17 protein-coding genes are annotated in these 19,423 nt (G+C 73.7%); 10 read left to right on the top strand and 7 right to left on the bottom strand.

Annotation, left to right across the window (positions count from 1 at the left end; all coding sequences use genetic code 11):
• Window positions 1-14 precede the first annotated feature (14 nt).
• Window positions 15-974, top strand: coding sequence for an asparaginase (locus ACFVYI_RS30950; RefSeq protein ID WP_387891729.1), 960 nt, complete (start codon window positions 15-17; stop codon window positions 972-974).
• 86 nt (window positions 975-1,060) lie between these two features.
• Complete coding sequence (locus ACFVYI_RS30945; RefSeq protein ID WP_360625025.1) at window positions 1,061-1,276, top strand: dodecin; 216 nt, start codon at window positions 1,061-1,063, stop codon at window positions 1,274-1,276.
• 115 nt (window positions 1,277-1,391) lie between these two features.
• On the opposite strand, the gene ACFVYI_RS30940 is transcribed toward ACFVYI_RS30945, so the two are convergent.
• The 3 genes from ACFVYI_RS30940 to ACFVYI_RS30930 are packed head-to-tail and all read right to left on the bottom strand — an operon-like array spanning window position 1,392 to window position 4,302.
• Window positions 1,392-2,213, bottom strand: a complete 822-nt coding sequence (locus ACFVYI_RS30940) for a heme ABC transporter ATP-binding protein (protein ID WP_387891727.1) — start codon at window positions 2,211-2,213, stop codon at window positions 1,392-1,394.
• Window positions 2,210-3,250 carry a FecCD family ABC transporter permease gene (locus ACFVYI_RS30935; protein WP_387891788.1) on the bottom strand — a complete coding sequence of 347 codons (1,041 nt, stop codon included), beginning with the start codon at window positions 3,248-3,250 and terminating at the stop codon, window positions 2,210-2,212. The genes ACFVYI_RS30940 and ACFVYI_RS30935 overlap by 4 nt, the downstream gene beginning before the upstream one ends.
• Window positions 3,251-3,273: 23 nt before the next feature.
• Entirely contained in the window at window positions 3,274-4,302 is a 1,029-nt protein-coding gene (locus tag ACFVYI_RS30930; protein ID WP_387891725.1) for a hemin ABC transporter substrate-binding protein, read from the bottom strand.
• A gap of 158 nt (window positions 4,303-4,460) precedes the next feature.
• Between ACFVYI_RS30930 and ACFVYI_RS30925 the strand changes: the two genes are divergently transcribed.
• Both ACFVYI_RS30925 and ACFVYI_RS30920 read left to right on the top strand, forming a co-directional pair.
• The gene (locus tag ACFVYI_RS30925) at window positions 4,461-5,975 is read left to right on the top strand and encodes an HtaA domain-containing protein (protein ID WP_387891724.1); all 1,515 of its coding nucleotides are present in this window, start codon (window positions 4,461-4,463) and stop codon (window positions 5,973-5,975) included.
• A 40-nt stretch (window positions 5,976-6,015) separates the two neighbouring features.
• Window positions 6,016-7,671, top strand: a complete 1,656-nt coding sequence (locus ACFVYI_RS30920) for an HtaA domain-containing protein (RefSeq protein WP_387891722.1) — start codon at window positions 6,016-6,018, stop codon at window positions 7,669-7,671.
• A 113-nt stretch (window positions 7,672-7,784) separates the two neighbouring features.
• On the opposite strand, the gene ACFVYI_RS30915 is transcribed toward ACFVYI_RS30920, so the two are convergent.
• Complete coding sequence (locus ACFVYI_RS30915; RefSeq protein WP_387891720.1) at window positions 7,785-8,456, bottom strand: heme oxygenase (biliverdin-producing); 672 nt, start codon at window positions 8,454-8,456, stop codon at window positions 7,785-7,787.
• A 217-nt stretch (window positions 8,457-8,673) separates the two neighbouring features.
• Window positions 8,674-9,165: an inorganic diphosphatase gene (locus tag ACFVYI_RS30910; RefSeq protein ID WP_329492202.1), complete on the bottom strand. Its 492-nt coding sequence runs from the start codon at window positions 9,163-9,165 to the stop codon at window positions 8,674-8,676.
• A gap of 76 nt (window positions 9,166-9,241) precedes the next feature.
• Between ACFVYI_RS30910 and dacB the strand changes: the two genes are divergently transcribed.
• The 6 genes from dacB to folE all read left to right on the top strand — a co-directional run bounded on the left by dacB (window position 9,242) and on the right by folE (window position 17,314).
• Window positions 9,242-10,900, top strand: a complete 1,659-nt coding sequence (dacB, locus tag ACFVYI_RS30905) for a D-alanyl-D-alanine carboxypeptidase/D-alanyl-D-alanine-endopeptidase (RefSeq protein ID WP_387891718.1) — start codon at window positions 9,242-9,244, stop codon at window positions 10,898-10,900.
• Window positions 10,901-11,087: 187 nt separating this feature from the next.
• Window positions 11,088-12,266, top strand: a complete 1,179-nt coding sequence (locus tag ACFVYI_RS30900; RefSeq protein ID WP_387891716.1) for a zinc-dependent metalloprotease — start codon at window positions 11,088-11,090, stop codon at window positions 12,264-12,266.
• A gap of 286 nt (window positions 12,267-12,552) precedes the next feature.
• On the top strand, window positions 12,553-13,680 hold the full coding sequence (tilS, locus tag ACFVYI_RS30895) for a tRNA lysidine(34) synthetase TilS (RefSeq protein ID WP_387891714.1): 1,128 nt from the start codon (window positions 12,553-12,555) through the stop codon (window positions 13,678-13,680).
• Between the two features lie 71 nt (window positions 13,681-13,751).
• Window positions 13,752-14,306 carry a hypoxanthine phosphoribosyltransferase gene (gene hpt, locus ACFVYI_RS30890; RefSeq protein WP_280685463.1) on the top strand — a complete coding sequence of 185 codons (555 nt, stop codon included), beginning with the start codon at window positions 13,752-13,754 and terminating at the stop codon, window positions 14,304-14,306.
• Between the two features lie 235 nt (window positions 14,307-14,541).
• Complete coding sequence (gene ftsH, locus ACFVYI_RS30885; RefSeq protein WP_387891712.1) at window positions 14,542-16,599, top strand: ATP-dependent zinc metalloprotease FtsH; 2,058 nt, start codon at window positions 14,542-14,544, stop codon at window positions 16,597-16,599.
• A gap of 109 nt (window positions 16,600-16,708) precedes the next feature.
• Window positions 16,709-17,314, top strand: a complete 606-nt coding sequence (gene folE, locus ACFVYI_RS30880) for a GTP cyclohydrolase I FolE (RefSeq protein WP_387891710.1) — start codon at window positions 16,709-16,711, stop codon at window positions 17,312-17,314.
• A 28-nt stretch (window positions 17,315-17,342) separates the two neighbouring features.
• On the opposite strand, the gene ACFVYI_RS30875 is transcribed toward folE, so the two are convergent.
• Together ACFVYI_RS30875 and ACFVYI_RS30870 are read right to left on the bottom strand one after the other, a co-directional pair.
• On the bottom strand, window positions 17,343-18,131 hold the full coding sequence (locus ACFVYI_RS30875; protein ID WP_387891708.1) for a ferritin-like domain-containing protein: 789 nt from the start codon (window positions 18,129-18,131) through the stop codon (window positions 17,343-17,345).
• 118 nt (window positions 18,132-18,249) lie between these two features.
• The gene (locus ACFVYI_RS30870) at window positions 18,250-19,410 is read right to left on the bottom strand and encodes an alpha/beta hydrolase (protein WP_387891706.1); all 1,161 of its coding nucleotides are present in this window, start codon (window positions 19,408-19,410) and stop codon (window positions 18,250-18,252) included.
• Window positions 19,411-19,423 lie beyond the last annotated feature (13 nt).

The raw sequence follows: 19,423 nt of genomic DNA, 5'->3' as shown, positions 1-19,423 counted from the left end.
GGAAGGCCTCCGCCATGTCCCACTCCGTCACCCTGCCCGTGCTCGCCGAGGTCATACGCTCCGGCTTCACCGAGGGCCGGCACCACGGATCGCTGGTACTGCTCGCCGCCGACGGCTCGGTGGAGTTCGCGCTGGGCAGCCCCGAAGCGCCGGTCTTCCCGCGCTCCTGCGCCAAGCCGTTCCAGGCCGTGGCCACCCTGCGGGCGGGCCTGGCGATCGAGGGCGAGCTGCTGGCGCTGGCGGCGTCCAGCCACTCTGCGGAATCGTTTCACCGGGATGGCGTACGGCGGATCCTGAGCGACGCCGGGCTGGACGAGTCCGCCCTGCGCACCCCGGCGGACCTGCCGCTCGACGAGACCGAGGCGGAGCTGTACCTGCGGTCCGGCGGCGAGCGCGCACCGATCCTGATGGACTGCTCGGGCAAGCACGCGGGCTGGCTGGCCGCCTGCGTCGCCAACGGCTGGCCCACCGGGACCTACCTCGACCCGGCGCACCCCCTCCAGTTGCTCGCCCGCGAGGCCCTGGAGGAGGCCACCGGCGAGTCGGCGGCGCACGCCGGGGTGGACGGCTGCGGCGCGCCGCTGCTGGCCGTCAGCCTGACCGGGCTGGCCCGCGGCTACCGTGCCCTGCTGCGCGCCGAGCCGGGGACGCCGCAGCGCCGGGTGGTCGACGCCATGCGCGCGCATCCCGAGTACGTGGCCGGCACCCGCCGGGCCGACACCTGGCTGATGCGGGCGGTGCCGGGCGCGCTGTCCAAGATGGGTGCCGAGGCCGTTCAGGTGGTGGCGCTGCCGGACGGCCGGGCGCTCGCCTTCAAGATCGACGACGGTTCCGAGCGGGCCCGCGGGCCGGTCCTGGCGGCCGCGCTGCGCCGGCTCGGCGTGACGGCCGCGGACGGTACGGTCGAGCGGATCGGCGCCGCGCCGCTGCTCGGTGGCGGTGTGCCGGTGGGCGAGGTCCGGGCGGCCTTCTGAGGCCTGCCCGGCGGGCGCCGGAGTGCGGACCTCCCGGTGGCGGTGCACGGTGGACGGGGGCCGTCGCACAGCTGAGGGAGTCCGTCATGAGCGAGCACGTGTACCGGGTGACCGAGATCGTCGGGTCCTCGACCGAGAGCATCGACGCCGCGATCCGCAACGGGGTCGAGCGGGCCTCCCGGACGCTGCGCAACCTCGACTGGTTCGAGGTGACGCAGGTCCGGGGCCACCTCGCGGACGGCCGGATCCAGCACTACCAGGTCGGCCTGAAGGTGGGTTTCCGGCTCGACGACGAGGCCTGACCGGGGGTTCGACGACGCCGGGGGCCGACCTCCCGGCCTCCTCCGCCGGCCGGCCCCCGGCGTCGTCCCCAGCCGGTCTCCCGGCGGCCCGCCGGTGCTCGGCGTTCCCCGGTGCTCACCGGTCGCGTTCCGGCAGGACCAGCGGGACGCCCGTGCGCGGGTGCGCCAGCACCTCGACCGGGTGCCCGTAGACCTCGCTGAGCAGCGGTGCGCGCAGCACCTCGGCCACCGGTCCGTCCGCGACCGTGGCACCGGCGGTCAGCAGCACCACCCGGTCCGCGTAGGCCGCCGCCAGCGAGAGGTCGTGCAGGACGACGACCACGGCGTCCCCGGCGGCCGCCCGGGCCCGGGCGACCCGCAGCACCAGCTCCTGGTGGCGCAGGTCGAGGGCGGCGGTGGGCTCGTCCAGCAGCAGCAGCGCCGTCCGCTGGGCCAGCACCCGGGCCAGTGCCACCCGGGCCCGCTCGCCACCGGAGAGGGCGGTGAACGGCCGCCCGGCGAAGGCGGTGGACTCGGTCGCGGCCATCGCCTCGGCGACCACCGCGTCGTCCTCGGCGGCGGCCGCCGTGCCGGCCCAGGGGGCGCGGCCCATCCGGACCACCTCGTCCGCGGGGAACGGGAAGGAGAGGGCGGCCGACTGCGGCAGCAGCGCGCGGTGCCGGGCGAGTTCGGCGGGCCGGTAGCCGGCCAGCGGGCGGTCCAGCAGCCGGACCTCGCCGTCGGTCGGTGCGAGGTCGCCGGCCAGCACGGACAGCAGGGTGGACTTGCCGGCGCCGTTCGGCCCGAGCAGGGCGACCACCTCGCCGGCCGTCACCCGGACGTCCGCGCCGGCCAGCAGCTCGCGCCCGCCGATCGTCAGCCGGACCGCCTCGGCGGTGAGCAGTTCGGTGCCCGGGGCGGGGCGTCCGGGTACCTCGGGTCGGGTTCGCAGCCTCATGCCCAGCCTCCCTGCTTGGTCCTGGTGCGGCGCAGCAGCCAGAAGAAGAACGGGCTGCCGATCAGCGCGGTGAGCACGCCGAGCGGGAGTTCGGCCGGCTCGGCCAGGGTGCGGGCGGCGAGGTCGCCGGCGACCAGCACGAGCGCACCGCCGAGGGCGGAGGCGGGCAGCAGGAACCGGTGGCCCGGTCCGGCCACCATCCGCAGCAGGTGCGGGACGACCAGGCCGACGAAGCTGATGATGCCGCTGACGGCGACGGCGGCGGCGGTGAGCAGGGCGACCAGGGTGATCAGCACCAGGCGCATCCGCTCGACGTCCACGCCGAGGTGGCGGGCCGGCCGCTCGCCGAGCGCCAGCAGGTCCAACTGCCGTGCGTAGCGGGGGGCGAGGGCCAGGCCGACGAGCGCGAACGGCAGCACGGCCAGGACCTTGCCCCAGGTGGCCTGGGAGAGCGAGCCGAGCTGCCAGAAGGTGACCTGGTTGATCGCGGCGGAGTCGGCGGTGAACAGGAAGAGGCCGATCAGTGCCCCGCAGAAGGCGTTCACCGCGACCCCGGTGAGGATCAGCGTGACCACCTCGGTGCGGCCGCCGGAGCGGGACATCGCGTACACCGCGAAGACCGTCAGCAGCCCGGTCGCGAAGGCGAAGGCGGTGATGGTCCAGGTGCCGAAGGCGTCCAGGCCGAGCACGATGCAGCCGACCGCGCCGACCGCGCCGCCGGAGGAGACGCCGATCACGGCGGGCTCGGCCAACGGGTTGCCGAACACGCCCTGCATCAGCGCGCCCGCGCAGCCGAGCGAACCGCCGACCAGCAGGGCGAGCACCACCCGGGGGAGGCGGACGTTCCACAGCACCGACTCGGGGACCCGGTCCAGTGCGTGGCCGCCGAGGCCGAGCCGGTGGCCGAAGGAGGCGAGGATGTCGCCGAGCGGGATGCGGTAGGCGCCGATGCCGGCCGCGAGCAGGGCGCAGAGCACCAGGGCGGCGGCCAGGCCGGCGGTGATCACGGCGGTGCGCCGCGGCCCGGGCACGGCCAGGGTCTTCTTCCGTACGGCGGTGCTCACTTGGCGGCCACCGGGTAGAGCTGGTCGGCGATCTCGCGGAGCACCTGCGGGGTGCGCGGGCCGTAGCTGAGCAGTTGGCCGTCCTCGATCGAGACGATCCGGCGGTCCAGCCCGGCCGGGGTCTGGGCGACGCCGGGCAGCTTGAGCAGGCCGTCGACGCCGCCGACCGACTCCAGGCCCTTGCTCATCACCAGGATCGCGTCGGGGGCCGCCTTGACCAGGGCCTCGCTGGTGAGCGGGGTGAAGTCGCCGGTGAGCCCGGCGGTCTTGCCGGCGTCCTCGCCGCCGACGGCCTCGATCAGCGAGGTGGCGCCGGAGGCCGGGCCGCCGAGGAGGAAGACGGAGGCGCTGCCGCGCAGGTACAGGAAGGCGACCTTGGGGTGGCGGTCGGCGGTGGGCAGCGCGGCCCTCGCCCCGGTGATCCGCTGTTCGGTGCGCTCCTTCAACTGCCGGCCGGCGTCCGGGACGCCGAGGCCGGCGGCGACGGTGTCGATCCGGGGGCCGACGTCGGCGAGCTGCTTGGCGTCGTCCAGGACGATCAGCGGGACGCCGGCCGCGCGGATCTGCGCGATCGCCTCGGCCGGGCCGGTGGAGCGGTCGGCGAGGACGACGGTCGGGTGCAGCGAGAGCACGCCCTCGGCGGAGACGTCGTGCGCCTGGGTGATCACCGGCAGCGCGGCGGCCTGCTGGAAGGTGGTGGAGACGTCCCGGGCGACCACCTTGGGGCCGAGGCCGAGGCTGAACACGATCTCGGCGAGGCTCCCGTTGAGCGGGATGATCCGGTCGGCGCTGGTCACGGTCACCCGGCGGCCGTCGGCGGAGGCGGCGGTGGCCGGCAGCCGGGGGGCGGGCTCCTCGGGCAGCGGCTCCACGGCGTCCGGGGCGCGCGAGGCGCCGGCCTCGGCGGCCGCTCCGGCGGCGCCGGCGCCCGAGCCGCAGGCGGTCAGTGCGAGCAGTAGACCGAGGGCCACCAGCAGCAGGAGGGGCCCGCGGGCCACCCGGGTTCGGATCGTGCTGCTGCTCAACGTGCGTCCCTTCGCTGGGAGTTGTCGCCGCCGACGGCGGTGGGTGGGGGTGGGCGGCGGGACTCTTGACTCATATATTAGGTTAGCCTTACCTGAATTTCGCAAGGGGGTCGGCGCTGCGCCGACCCCTCCCCTGTTGTGCCGAGGAGTGATCCGCCGTGCCTCTGCCCAGACGGCTCCGTCGCCTGGCCGCCACTCTGGTGGCCACCCTCGCCGCTCTCCTGACGGTGGCGCTGCTACCGGGCCAGGCGGTGGCGGCGGAGGGCAAGGTGTCCGGCGGGCGGCTGGACTGGGGGATCAAACAGTCCTTCCTGACGTACGTCACCGGCCCGATCGCCAAGGGGAGCTGGGCGCTCACCGGCGGCGCCGCCACGGTCGCCGGGAGCACCTTCCGGTTCCACTCGGCCAACGGCGCGTACGACCCGGCGACCGGCGCGCTGAGTGCCGCGTTCTCCGGCGGGGTCCGCTTCACCGGGCACCAGGAGAACGGCGCCAACGCCCTCGACCTGAGCATCGGCCGGCTCACCTTCCGGGCCGCCGCCGGCGGCGGTGCCGGGCTCTACGCGGACGTCAGCAGCAAGTCCAAGGAGACCGGCCAGGTCAGCAGCGTCAGCCAGGCCAAGCTCGCCGACCTCTCGCTGGCCGGGGTCGACCTGCGCGGCGCCGCCGGCACGCTGGCGCTCAGTGGCGTGCCCGCGACGCTGACCGAGGCCGGCGCGAAGGCCTTCGGCAACTTCTACACCGCCGGGACGGCGCTGGACCCGGTCAGCCTCTCGGTCAACCTGCCGGCGGCGCAGCCGACCTCGGCGGCCCCGTCGCCGTCCGCCGCGTCGGCCGCGCCGACCGCCACGCCGACCACGCCCGCCGCCCCGCCCGCCGCGACGCCGGAGCAGCCGGCGGCCACCCCGCCGGCGGCCGCCCCCGAGGCCCCGGCCCGCACGGAGTTCGCGAACGGGGCGCTCGACTGGGGCGTGCGCCGGACCTTCCGCGACTACGTCACCGGTGCGATCGCCAAGGGCCGTTGGGAGCTCGGCGGCGGCGCGGCGGACGGCGGCGCGTTCTTCCGCTGGACCCCGGCCAAGGGCGGGTACGACCCGGCGGCCGGCGCCCTCACCGCCTCCTTCGGCGGCAGCGTCCGCTTCACCGGCATGCGCAGCGGCGACGCCTACGGGCTCGACCTCACCCTCGCCAACCCGGGCGTGACGGTGGCCGGCGGCCAGGGCCGGCTGGTCGCGGACGTCTCCGGCCGGACGCCCGACGGCGGTTCGCAGACGCTGACCGCCGTCGAGCTGGCCGCCTTCGACGCGGCCGGACTGACGCCCGAGGTGGGTCTGCTGAAGGCCACCGAACTTCCGCTCAGACTCACCGAGGCCGGCGCCAAGGCCTTCGGCAACCTGTACCCGGCGGGTACCGAGATGGACCCGCTGAGCTTCGCCGTCGCGCTCGACCCGGCCGCCGCGCTCCCCCCGCTGCCGGACATCGGCAGCGCCCCGCCGGCCGCGCCGAGCCCGAGCGCCACCACGGCGCCCGCGGCCGCGCCCGCCGCCGCGTCCTCCTCCTCGGCCGGCGTCCCGGCGGCGGTGGCCGGTGGCCTGCTGGTGGTCGCGCTGGCCGCGACCGCCGCGGTGCTCGCCCGGCGCCGGCGCCGTTCCACCCCCACCGACGCGGCCTGACGTCGGTTCCCGTCCCCCGCTCACCGAACGGAGTTCCACCATGTCCCGCAGCACCGCCATGCCCGCAGGCCGCCGCAACCGCACCCGGCTGGCCGCCCTCGCCGCGGCCACCGCGGGCCTCGGCCTGACCGCCTTCGGGGCGCCCGCCCTGGCCTTCGGTGCGGGCGCGCCCGGCAGCGTCACGTACGACACCGGTGCGCTGGACTGGGGGGTGAAGAGCAGCTTCCGGACCTACGTCACCGGTCCGGTCGGCCAGGGCAGCGTGGAGCTGACCGGCGGCGCCACCACCAACGCGGACGGCAGCTTCCACTTCGCCCTGGCGAGTGCGGCCTACGACCTCACCACGCACTCGCTCACCTCGGCCTTCACCGGCGGGGTCCGCTTCACCGCCCACCACGGCGCGCTGGACGTCGGCCTGAGCGACCTGAAGATCTCCACCTCGGGCACGACCGGCACGCTGACCGCCGACACCGCCTCCAAGGAGTCGATGGGCGCCACCGAGGTCACCCGCCGCGACGACGTGCCGCTGGTGACGTTCACCGTCGGCCGGGACACCACCACCGGGGTGCCGACGGCGGCCGCGCTCACCGAGCAGGGGTCCAAGGCGTTCGCCGGCTTCTACCAGGCCGGGACGGCGATGGACCCGCTGGCGCTGCTGCTGAAGCAGAGCCCGGCCACGCCGTCGCCGACCGCCACGCCGTCGGCGTCGCAGTCGCCGAGCGGTACCGGTTCGCCGTCCGCCTCGTCCTCGGCCTCGCCCTCCGCGACCGGTTCGCCGTCCGCGTCGCAGTCGCCGAGCGGCACGGGTTCGCCGTCGGCGTCGCAGTCCCCGGGCGGTACCGGTTCGCCGTCGGCCTCGGCCTCGCCCTCCGCGACCGGTTCGCCGTCCGCGTCGCAGTCCCCGGGCGCGACCGGCTCGCCGTCCGCCACCGCCAGGCCGAGCGGCACCGGCGAACTCGCCATCGTGAACGCCACCCTGGACTGGTCGGTCAAGGAGAGCTTCCGCAAGTACCTGACGACGATGGCCAACGGCAAGGTGGAGTTCGGCGGCGGCGCCGCGGACTACCGCTTCGGCGGCGGCAGCGGCACCTACAACACCGCGACGCACGCGGTGTCGGCCGGCTTCAACGGCTCGGTCCGCTTCCTCGGCCACCCGGAGGGCGGCGGCTACCAGCTGGACACCACCCTCGCCAAGTTCGGCCTGAAGATCGACAAGGACGGCGCCTACCTGACCGCCGACGTCAACGCGAAGTCCCGGGACGGGAAGGGCGACACCTCGCTCTCCGGCGTCCGGATCGCCAAGCTGGACCTCGCCAAGGCCGACTTCGCCCCGGTCAACGGCGTGGTGACGCTCTCCGGCGTCCCGGCCACGCTGACCGCGGAGGGCGTGCCGGCGTTCGGCAGCTACCCGGCGGGCGAGGCGCTCGACCCGGTCACCGTCGCGCTGGCCTTCGACAGGGGCGCCCAGCTGCCGGCCGGTACGGGTGCCGGCGTCGGCAGCGGCACCAGCGTCGGTACGGGCTCCGGCACGGGCACGGTCGGCGGTGCCTCGCTGACCACCGGTGGCGGCGCCTCGCTGGCCTCCACCGGTGCGGACACCCCGGTGGTGCCGCTGCTGGCCACCGCGGCCGGCCTGCTGCTGCTCGGCGGCAGTGCCACCGTGGTGGTCCGCCGTCGGAGTGGCGCGCAGGCCTGATCCCGCGCCCAGACGCGACCGGGCCCCGGCGAGCAACTGCTCGCCGGGGCCCGGTGCTTGGATGTACGCGGGCAGGAACGCCCCCGTGCGGGAACGTCCGTGCGCCGCGGTGGCTAGGCGCTGAGCGGGTAACGCCCGTCCAGGTCGTGGAAGATCGCGCCGTTGAGCACGAAGGCGCGCTTGCACTCCTCGACCACCCGGCGGCGCTCGATGTCGTCCAGCGCGAGCCCGGCGGCGTCCAGCTTGGCCCGGTAGTCGCGCTTGAAGGCGGCCGGGTTGTCGATCTCCTCGAAGACGTAGAACCGCACGCCGTCGCCCTTGCGCTCGAAGCCCCAGGTCTTCTCGGCGATGCCGCGGATGATCTGACCGCCCGACAGGTCGCCGAGGTAGCGGGTGTAGTGGTGCGCGACGTACCCGGCCGGCCACTCGGCCGCCAGCTCCTCCACCCGGGCCACGTACGCGGCGGTGGCGGGCAGCGGGGCCAGCCCCTCGCGCCAGCCGGGCCCGCGCAGGTGCTCCAGGTCGCGCTCGATGGCGGCGGTGCGCAGCAGGGCCCGGTCGATGAACGGTCCGGCCACCGGGTGGTCCGCCAGCTCGGCGGCCCGGCCCTCCAGGGCCCGGTAGACGTACCAGAGCTGGCCCGTGAGGTCGGCGTAGGCGTCCAGTCCGAGCCGCCCGCCCAGCAGGTGGCTCATGAACGACGACTGCTCCGCGGCCTCGTGCTCCTCGCTGCTGGCGGTGCGGAGCACGGTGGAGAACGGGACGGGCTGCTCGGGCGTGGGCATGCGGCCTCCAGAGATCGAAATCGGCCCCGACTTTGTGGTTAGCCTAACCTAAGTCGCCATCATGCCGACAGGGTGTCGGCAAAACGTCGGGCCGGCGGAGGAGCGGGCTGGCCCGGGAAACGGCGAAGGCCGGGATCCGCGGACAACTCCGCGAACCCCGGCCTCCGACTGCCCCGACCTACCTCGAACGCCCTGCGAACGAGATCGGTACGAGGGCTCAGTGACCGCCCTGCTCCGCCAGTCGCTTGATCGACGCGGTGACCTCGGCCTCGGCCTCGGCGCGGCCGACCCAGTTGGCGCCCTCGACGGACTTGCCGGGCTCCAGGTCCTTGTAGACCTCGAAGAAGTGCTGGATCTCCAGACGGTCGAACTCCGACACGTGGTGGATGTCCTGCAGGTGCTCCCAGCGGGGGTCGGTCGCCGGGACGCAGAGCAGCTTGTCGTCGCCGCCGGCCTCGTCCGTCATCTTGAACATGCCGATGACGCGGCACTTGATCAGGCAACCGGGGAAGGTCGGCTCCTCAAGGATGACCAGGGCGTCCAGCGGGTCGCCGTCGTCCGCCAGGGTGCCCTCGACATAGCCGTAGTCGGCCGGGTAGCGGGTCGAGGTGAACAGCATCCGGTCAAGGCGAAGGCGACCGCTCTCGTGGTCGACCTCGTACTTGTTGCGCGAGCCCTTAGGGATTTCGATAAGGACGTCGAACTCCAACGGTTCCTCCAAGGTAGGGACTGACAGAATCCAAGTGTCTCCTACGGGAGCGGGTGCTCAGGAAAGGGGCCGGTCGGTGGGAGCAGGGGTCGGGGCGGGAGACCGCCGCAGGGGGACGGCCGCAGGGTTGTTCGGGGCGGCGCTGCTGGTCGCCGGCACGGTGCTGTCCTCGGGCGGCGGCGCGTACGCCCAGCCCTCTCCCTCGCCCGGCGGGCACAGCGCGGGCCACGGCGAGGACGGGAAGCACGACGACCGGGGCGACGACCGGGGTGACGGCCGCGGCGACGACCGGGGCAGGAGCGGCGACCCGGCCAGGAACCGGGCAGGCGCGGCGGAGTCACCCGACCCCACCGGCGCCGCCGGGCCGGCCGGTCCGACCGCCCCCTCGGCCGTCACCACGCCCCCCGCCGCGCCGTCCGGGACTCCCGCCACCCCGGCCGCCGGGCGCCCGGCCCCCGCCGCGGGGGCCGTCCTGGCCTCGGCCGATGCCGGCCCGACCGCCGCCGTGCCGACCGCCCAGGGCCTCCAGCAGGCCCTCGCCGCCGCCCTCGGCGACCGGAACCTGGGCACCGTGAGCTTCGCCGTCGCGGACGCCGCCGGCGGCCGACTCCTCTACGGCTCGGGGGAGAACACGCCCGCCACCCCGGCCTCCACCACCAAGCTGGCGACCACCGTCGCGGCGCTCTCGCTGATCCCGGGCGACACCCGGCTGACCACCCGGGTCGTCAAGGGCGCGAACCCCGGCGAGATCACCCTCGTGGGTGGTGGTGACCCGACCCTCACCGCGCTGCCCCCCGACCAGGTGCAGATCGGCGGCCTGCCCGCCGACGCCGACACCGCCCCCGCCTCCCTGGAGGCGCTGGCCCGGCAGACCGCCGACGCCCTCAAGGCCGGCGGCACCACCACCGTCAAGCTCGACTACGACCTCTCGCTCTACTCGGGCAACCCGCAGCACAAGAACCACGACGCCGCCAACATCGCGCTGGTCACCCCGTTGATGGTCGACGAGGGCCGGGTCGACCCGAAGAGCCGTGAGGAGGCGCCGGCCCGGGTGGCCGACCCGGCCGGCCAGGCCGCCGACGCCTTCGCCGCCCTGCTGAAGGCCCAGGGCGTCACCGTCGACGGCAAGGCCAAGCCCGCCGCCGCCCCCGCGGCCGCCACCGCGCCCGTCCTCGGCCGGGTGGACTCGCCGACCGTCGCCCGCCTGGTCGAGCGCCTGCTGACCACCTCCGACAACACCCTCGCCGAGGCGATCGCCCGTCAGGCCGCACTCGCCGCGCACCAGCCGGCCAGCTTCGAGGGCGCCGCCACCGCCGTCACCCAGGAGCTCGCCCGGCTCGGCGTGCCGATGACCGGGGTGGTCCTGGGCGACGGCAGCGGGCTGTACCCGGGCAACGCGATCCCGCCGGGCGTCCTGGTCCAACTGCTCGCGCTGGCCGCCTCGGACCAGCACCCGACGCTGCGTCCGGTCCTCACCGGTCTGCCGATCGCCGGCTTCACCGGCACCCTCGGCAAGCGCTTCGGCGCCGGCTCCGGCGCCGCCGAGGCGGCCGGGCTGGTCCGGGCCAAGACCGGCAGCCTGAGCGGCGTCAACACCCTGGCCGGCACGGTGGTGGACGCCGAAGGCCGGCTGCTCACCTTCGCCGTGATGACGAGGACCGGCGCGTCCGCCGACACCGCCCGCGCCGCGATGGACCGCATCGTGGCCAGGCTGGCCGCCTGCGGCTGCCACTGAGCCGACCACCGGGGCGCGGCGCCGCCACCACCGGCGCCGACCCCCGCTCCGGGCCGATCCCCTTGCGCGGACGGCGGGTTCGGCTCCGCGCGGCCGCCGACCGGCGCGCCGGCGTCCGGTCGCCCGTCCGGCAGGACGTGGGCACCCGTGGCTCCCCCCGATGGGCCGGAGCACGTACGGTGAGGGCATGACGAGCGCGAGCGGCGGTGCTGACATGGTCGACTGGAATCTCGCGGTCGCAACAGCGACCAGGCTGGTACGGCCGGGGCCGGAGGTCAGCCGCGCGGAGGCGGCGGCCGTGGTCGCCGAGCTGCGCCGGCACGCCCTGGAGGCGGAGGAGCACGTCCGGACGTTCACCGGCATGCGCTCCAGCAGCCTCGGCGCGGCCGCGGCGACCCCGGTGCTGATCGTGGACCGCCCCGGTTGGGTGCGGGCCAACGTCGCGGGCTTCCGGACCGTCGTCCAGCCGCTGGTGGAGAAGCTCCAGGCCCGCCGGACCGGCGGCGCCGCCGCCGGCGTCTTCGGCACGGTGGGGGAGAAGGCCACCGGTATCGAGGTCGGCGCCCTGCTGGCCTTCCTGGCGACCAAGGTGCTCGGTCAGTACGAGACCTTCGCCCCCGCCGAGCCCTCGCTGGAGGCGCCGGACAGCCCGGCCGCGCTCTTCGACAAGCCCCGGCTGGGCCCCGACGGCCCCGGCCCGGGCCGGCTGCTGCTGGTGGCGCCGAACATCGTGCACGTCGAGCGGGAGCTGGACGTGAACCCGGCCGACTTCCGGCTCTGGGTCTGCCTGCACGAGGAGACCCACCGCACCCAGTTCACCGCCGTGCCGTGGCTGCGCGACCACATCCAGTCCGAGGTGCAGTCGTTCCTGGCCGAGACGGACGTCGACCCGGGGGCGCTGCTGGACCGGCTGCGGGACGCGGCCGGTTCGCTCGGCGGCGGCCTGCCGGGTCTCGGCGGCCGGGGCGAGGCGGCGGGCTCCACCGGCCTGCTGGAGATCGTCCAGTCGCCCTCCCAGCGCGAGATCCTCGGCCGCCTGACGGCCGTGATGTCGCTGCTGGAGGGTCACGCGGACGTCGTGATGGACGGCGTGGGCCCGGCCGTGGTGCCGAGCGTGGCGGAGATCCGGGAGAAGTTCCAGCAGCGTCGGGACCGCGGGGCCAACCGGCTCGACCTGGTGCTGCGCCGGCTGCTCGGCATGGACGCCAAGCTCCGTCAGTACCAGGACGGCGCGGTCTTCGTGCGGGGTGTGGTGGAGCAGGTCGGGATGGACGGCTTCAACCGGGTCTGGACGTCCCCGAACACCCTGCCGACCAAGGACGAGATCCACGACCCGTCCGCCTGGGTGGCCCGCGTCGCGCGGTGAGGCGGGATCTTCGCCCGATCGCGGGTTCGGCGCGCGCTCGGCTCCGGGTGGTCGGCAGCGGTCAAAGCCGTTCGTACGAGTGGTCCAATCGTGCAGATGGCGGGTGAAGATACGTTTCTCCATTCACCCGTACGTGGGACGGTGGTCGTACCGGTGGCGCGGGTGGCGTAGCGGGTGCCTCCTTTCTGCCACCATCTGTGAGCGCCCGGTAACACGGTGCTCACAAATGCGCGGTCCCCGCCGCGCCCACCGCCGTCCTGTTCCCTCCGTCAAGGAGTCGTCCGCCGTGGGCCCACACCCCGCTGTCGCAGCGATACGCCTGGCCGTACGCCGCACGCTCACCGACCTCGCCGCCGAGGCCGGCACCACCTTCACCGCGCCCGTGCGCCGGCCCCGCGAGCGCCCGAGCGGGGCGCCCCTGGTCGGCGCCGCCGTCGGGACCACCCTGATCGGCAACGCCCACCGCCACCCGTCCGGGCTGCCGCGCACCCCGGCCGCGCCCGGCTCGCCGCTGGTCCTGGTCGCCGTCAGCGGTGGCGCAGACTCGATGGCGCTGGCCATCGCGGCCGCCTTCGAGGCCCCCAAGCTGGGTCTGCGGGTCGGCGCCGTCACCGTCGACCACGGCCTGCAGAGCGGTTCCGCCGACCGCGCCGCCCAGGTCGCCGAGCGGCTCCGTTCGCTCGGGCTCGACCCGGTCGAGGCCGTGCCGGTCCGGGTCGGCCGCGCCGGCGGCCCCGAGGCCGCCGCCCGGGACGCCCGCTACGCCGCGCTGGACTCGGCCGCCGAGCGCCACGGCGCCGTCGCCGTCCTGCTCGGCCACACCCGCGACGACCAGGCGGAGACGGTGCTGCTGGGCCTGGCCCGCGGCTCCGGCGCCCGCTCGCTGGCCGGCATGCCGGCCCAGAAGGGCCGCTACCGCCGCCCGCTGCTGGAGCTCGACCGGGCCGCCACCCGCCAGGCCTGCTCCGCCCAGGCGATCCCGGTCTGGGACGACCCGCACAACTGTGACCCCGCCTACACCCGCTCCCGGGTGCGCCACGAGGTGCTGCCGGTGCTGGAGAAGCACCTCGGCGGCGGCGTGGTCGAGGCACTGGCCCGGACGGCCCGGTTGTTCCGTGACGACGCCGACGCGCTGGACCAGTGGGCCGCGCTCGCCGAGCGCGATCTGCGGACCGGCGAGGGCGCCCTGGACGCCGCGAAGCTGGCCGAACTGCCGTCCGCGGTGCGCCGCCGGGTGCTGCGCAGGGCCGCGTTGCGGGCGGGCTGTCCGGCCGGCGACCTCTTCGCGCGCCACCTCGAAACGATCGATCTGCTGGTCACCGGTTGGCGCGGCCAGGGGCCGCTGCACCTACCCGGGGGCGTCGAAGCCACCCGCAGGTGTGGCACGCTGGTCTTTCGGCGGCAGGGCGACTGACGGGCAGGCATGCTCCCGGGGCGCCGGGCCGCCGGCCATCCAGACCCCGAACGTTTGAGGACGTATCCCCGGTGGACCAGAACGACATGGGCGCTGACCTCGCGAAGGTGCTCATCAGCAAGGACGAGATCGACGCCAAGCTCCTGGAGCTTGCCGAGCGCATCGACCGGGACTACGCGGGCAAGGACCTGCTGATCGTCGGTGTCCTCAAGGGGGCCGTGATGGTCATGGCGGACCTCGCCCGTACCCTGCACTCGCAGGTGACGATGGACTGGATGGCCGTGTCCTCGTACGGGATGGGCACCAAGTCCTCCGGTGTGGTGCGGATCCTCAAGGACCTCGACACCGACATCGCCGGCCGCGACGTCCTGATCGTCGAGGACATCATCGACTCCGGGCTCACGCTCTCCTGGCTGCTGGGCAACCTCGGCTCGCGCGGCCCGGCCTCGCTGGAGGTCTGCACGCTGCTGCGCAAGCCCGACGCGGCCAAGGTCGAGATCGACGTCAAGTACGTCGGGTTCGACATCCCCAACGAGTTCGTGGTCGGCTACGGGCTCGACTACGCGGAGAAGCTCCGCAACCTCCCCTTCATCGGCACCCTCGCCCCGCACGTCTACGGCGGCTGAGGGAGCCTTCGGGCCCCGTTCGGGCTACGGACGGGAACAGTGGACCGTTCTCGCCCGTTGCATCGTGGGAAATAGAAGTAGGTCGTGTCGCTGTGCTCCCGCCACCGGCGGGTCGGACTGCGGTACGGTCCAATAAAACCGCTCTTCACATGAGCAGAGACCGGATGCGCCGGCGGCCCAGGCCCCGCGGCGCCGTCGAGTGGCAGGAGGGACGGGGCGGCAACGCCCCGCATGGATGGACGTCAAGCGATACTTCCGTGCGCCGATCATGTGGATCGTGCTGGCCGTCCTCGCCGTCATCGTGCTGATGCAGGTCGTTTCTGACTCGAACGGCTACAAGACGGTGGACACCGGGCAGGTCGTCGCAGCGATCGACGCCAAGCAGGTCAAGTCGGCGCAGATCACCACTGGTGACTCGAACACGATCAAGATCCAGCTGAAGGACGGCGCAACGCTGTCCAACGCCGGCACGGGCAAGACCCCGTCCGGCTCCAAGTTCCAGGCCTCGTACATCGGCGACCAGGGTGTCGCGATCGCCGACAAGCTCCAGGCCCAGATCAACGACACCGACCAGAGCACCCTTTCCGAGGGCTACACCATCAGCCCGGAGAAGCAGAGCACCTTCGTCAGCCTGCTGCTGTCGATGCTGCCCATCGTGATCATCGTTCTGGTCTTCCTGTTCCTGATGAACCAGATGCAGGGCGGCGGCTCGCGCGTCATGCAGTTCGGCAAGTCGAAGGCCAAGCTGCTCACCAAGGACACCCCGAAGACGACCTTCTCGGACGTCGCCGGTGCGGACGAGGCGGTGGAGGAGCTCCACGAGATCAAGGAGTTCCTGCAGGAGCCGGCCAAGTTCCAGGCCGTCGGCGCCAAGATCCCCAAGGGCGTGCTGCTCTACGGCCCGCCCGGTACCGGCAAGACCCTGCTGGCGCGTGCCGTCGCGGGCGAGGCCGGGGTGCCGTTCTACTCGATCTCCGGCTCGGACTTCGTCGAGATGTTCGTGGGTGTCGGCGCCAGCCGGGTCCGCGACCTCTTCGAGCAGGCCAAGGCGAACGCCCCGGCGATCGTCTTCGTCGACGAGATCGACGCCGTCGGCCGGCACCGCGGTGCGGGTCTCGGCGGCGGCCACGACGAGCGCGAGCAGACCCTCAACCAGCTGCTGGTCGAGATGGACGGCTTCGACGTCAAGGGCGGCGTGATCCTGATCGCGGCCACCAACCGCCCCGACATCCTGGACCCGGCGCTGCTGCGCCCGGGCCGCTTCGACCGCCAGATCGCGGTGGAGCGCCCCGACCTCCAGGGCCGACTGGACATCCTCAAGGTGCACCAGAAGGGCAAGCCGGTCGCGCCGGACGTCGACCTCTCGGCCGTCGCCAAGCGCACCCCCGGCTTCACCGGTGCGGACCTGGCGAACGTCCTCAACGAGGCCGCTCTGCTGACCGCCCGCTCGGACAAGAAGCTGGTCGACAACGTCACGCTGGACGAGGCGATCGACCGCGTCGTGGCCGGCCCGCAGAAGCGGACCCGGATCATGTCCGAGAAGGAGAAGAAGATCACCGCGTACCACGAGGGCGGCCACGCCCTGGTGGCGGCGGCGTGCCCCAACAGCGACCCGGTGCACAAGATCACGATCCTGTCCCGCGGTCGGGCCCTCGGCTACACCATGGTGCTGCCGGACGAGGACAAGTACTCCACCACCCGCAACGAGATGCTCGACCAGCTGGCGTACATGCTGGGCGGGCGCGCGGCGGAGGAGCTGGTCTTCCACGACCCGACCACCGGCGCCTCGAACGACATCGAGAAGGCCACCGCCACGGCGCGGGCCATGGTGACCCAGTACGGCATGACCGAGCGCCTCGGCGCGATCAAGTTCGGCTCGGACAACTCGGAGCCGTTCCTCGGTCGTGAGATGGGCCACCAGCGCGACTACTCGGAAGAGGTCGCGGGCCTGGTCGACGAAGAGGTCAAGAAGCTCATCGAGAACGCGCACAACGAGGCCTGGGAGATCCTGGTCGAGAACCGCGACGTGCTCGACAACCTGGTCCTGGAGCTCCTGGAGAAGGAGACCCTCAACAAGGAGCAGATCGCCGAGATCTTCTCGACCATCGTCAAGCGCCCGGCCCGGCCGGCCTGGACGGGCTCGTCCCGCCGGACGCCGTCCACCAGGCCGCCGGTGCAGTCCCCGAAGGAGCTGGCGCTGACCAACGGCGCCGCCGCCACCGCCGCCGAGGCCTCCCCGGTCGACGTGGTGAAGCTCCCGCCGCTGCCGGCGGAGCCGCCCGCCGAGGGCTGATCCGGCCGCGAGACGGACGGAATGGATGCCGCGCCACCGGGGTTTGTACCCTGGAGGCGCGGCATCCGTGCTGTTCAGCCAAGTCTTCCCACTAGTTAGCGAGGCCCGCATGATCGACCCGGTGACGCTCGACGGTCCGTCCACCGTCGGGACCTTCGACCAGAAGCGGGCCGAGAACGCCATCCGCGAGCTGCTGCTCGCCGTGGGGGAGGACCCGGACCGCGAGGGTCTGCTGGAGACCCCGGCCCGGGTCGCCAGGGCGTACAAGGAGATATTCGCGGGCCTCTGGCAGGAGCCGGAGGACGTCCTCACCACCACCTTCGACCTGGGCCACGACGAGATGGTGCTGGTCAAGGACATCGAGTTGACGTCGGTCTGCGAGCACCACCTGGTGCCGTTCCGCGGTGTCGCGCACGTCGGCTACATCCCGTCGGTCGCCGGCAAGATCACCGGCCTGTCCAAGCTGGCCCGGCTGGTCGACGTCTACGCCCGCCGCCCGCAGGTGCAGGAGCGGCTCACCAGCCAGGTCGCGGACGCGCTGATGCGGATCCTCGAACCGCGCGGCGCGATCGTCGTGGTCGAGTGCGAGCACATGTGCATGTCGATGCGCGGCATCCGCAAGCCCGGGGCCAAGACCATCACCTCCTGCGTGCGCGGCCAGCTGCGCGACCCGGCCACCCGGGCCGAGGCGATGAGCCTGATCATCGGGCGCTGACGGCCCGGCGGCTCCGCCGGGCCGGCGCTCAGACCACCTCGTGCTCCACGTGCGGTGGGGCCGGGGTGCCCAGGGCGTTGCGGTGCCGGGGCATCCGCAGCTTCACCATCCGCCGCCAGCCGAGCGCGCGGTCGTACAGGTAGAGCGCGTGGACGCCGGCCGTGACCACGGCGAGCTGCCAGCGCGGCCACCGGAGGATCCGCGCCATCCGGGCGGTGACGGCGAGGCCGACGTCCCGGTGGGTGCGGATCTCGCCGCGCGCGCTGGTCTCCAGGGCGTGCCGGATGTACGGGCCGTGGCCCCGGGCGACCAGTCGGAGCAGTTCCTCGTGGCAGTACGCGAGGTGGTTGTCCTCGTCGGCGGAGATCATCCGCATCGCCCGGCCGAGGTCCGGGTTGTCGCCGTACACCTTGACCAGCTGGCGCATCTGCTCGGCCGCCCGCTGTTCGGTGACCCGGCTGTGCACCAGGTACGTGATGATCTCGCGCTCGGCCAGCGGGACCTCGCTGTTCAGCCGCTCGTGCGAGAGGCCGACGCCCTGGCGCTCCAGCAGCATGCAGTAGTCGGCCTCGGCGGGGACGTCCACCTTGGGCAGGCCGCGCTTGTTCAGCAGCTGGGTGAAGATCCGGCCGTGCTTGCGTTCGTCGGCGCCGTGCCGGGCGATCTTGGGGGCGAGGACCGGGTCGCGGGTGAGGGCGGTGATCCGCTCGTTCTCCCAGCCGCCCTGGTCCTCGCCGCCGGCCGCGATGCTGCAGAACAGTTGGTAGGCCTCGTCGTTGCGGTAGATCTCGGTGAAGAGCGATCGGGTGCTGAGCATGGGGCCTCCTGCACGGATCCGGGTCTGCGCCGGCCGTTCGGCCGGGCGGTCGCGATACGTTCCCCGGGACGGCGCCGGAGCGGCCCGGCCCGGCCGGTAATCACCCGCCCGGCGGCGGTCAGGTCCAGGTGAGCCGGGCGCTCATCCACTCCAGGGCGGCCGGCAGCTCGCGGATCCAGCTGTCGAAGTTGTGGCCGCCGTCGTCCAGGTAGAGCGACTCGACCTTGAACTGCGGGTTGGCGGTCGCGACCTGCTGGGCGAGGTCGACGAACTTCACCGTCTCCGGGTAGTCGCTCTCCTTGCGGGTGCTGATCACCAGCAGCGAGAGGCTGGGGGCGGGGAGGTTCTGCAGCCGCCAGCCGAGGTCGCTCTGGTCGGCCAGTGCCTTGTCGCCGCCGAAGAGGTTGCCGCCGGTGAACTGGTCCTCGGCGACCTTGAAGTCGCCGTGCATGCCCACGCCGTTGCCGTAGACGTCCGGGTAGCGCATCGCGAGCCGCATCGCGCAACTGCCGCCGGTGGAGAAGCCGAGCACGCCCCAGGACGACGGCGAACGGCTGACCCGGTACGCCGAGCGCAGCGCCTCGGGCACGTCCTTCGCGAACCAGGACTCGGCGCGCGGCCCGCCGGGGACGTCGACGCACTCGGTGTTGCGCGGCGGGGCGACGGTCGGGCGGGTCATCACGATGATCGCGGGGGCCATCTTGCCGGCCTTGCGCAGCTCCCAGGCGGTCTGCGGGACGGGCAGGTCCTTGACCAGGTGCATGGTGGTGCCCGGGAAGCCGGCGATGGCCAGCAGGACCGGGAAGCGCACCATGGCGAGCTTCGGGTCGAAGTACTCGGGCGGAAGGTACACGAACATCTGGTCGGAGAGGCCGGTCTCCTTGCCCGCGACCCGGACCGACTCGATCTTGCCGACCTCCTCCGGCGGGCCCTTGGGCAGATCGGTGACGGTCTCCAGGCCGCCCTCCTCGGTCGGCTGGACCAGTGCGTCCGAGACCGGGGCGTTGCCGTGGTGGTTCTCGCTGCTGGTCAGCGCCAGCTTGGTGCCACCGGGGCTGAGCAGGTCGTCCCATGAGGTGTAGAAGCCGAACGAGTTGTTGACCGACAGCGCCAGCACCGCGAGCACCGAGACCTGAGTGACCATCAGCAGCGCGATCCGGCCGAGCACCGGGAGCGGGCGCTGGCGGGCCAGCCGGGGCCAGAGCCAGAGGGTGGTGAGCAGGGCCGCCGCGCCGAGCGCGAGCAGCGAGTTCACCAGCGCGTCGCTGGTCAGTTCCATGCCGTCGGCCTTC

This window comes from Kitasatospora sp. NPDC058218, from assembly GCF_042882445.1.
Classification (GTDB): domain Bacteria; phylum Actinomycetota; class Actinomycetes; order Streptomycetales; family Streptomycetaceae; genus Kitasatospora.
Note: the sequence above shows the minus strand (reverse complement) of the source record. Positions and strands in the feature narration are given on the sequence as shown.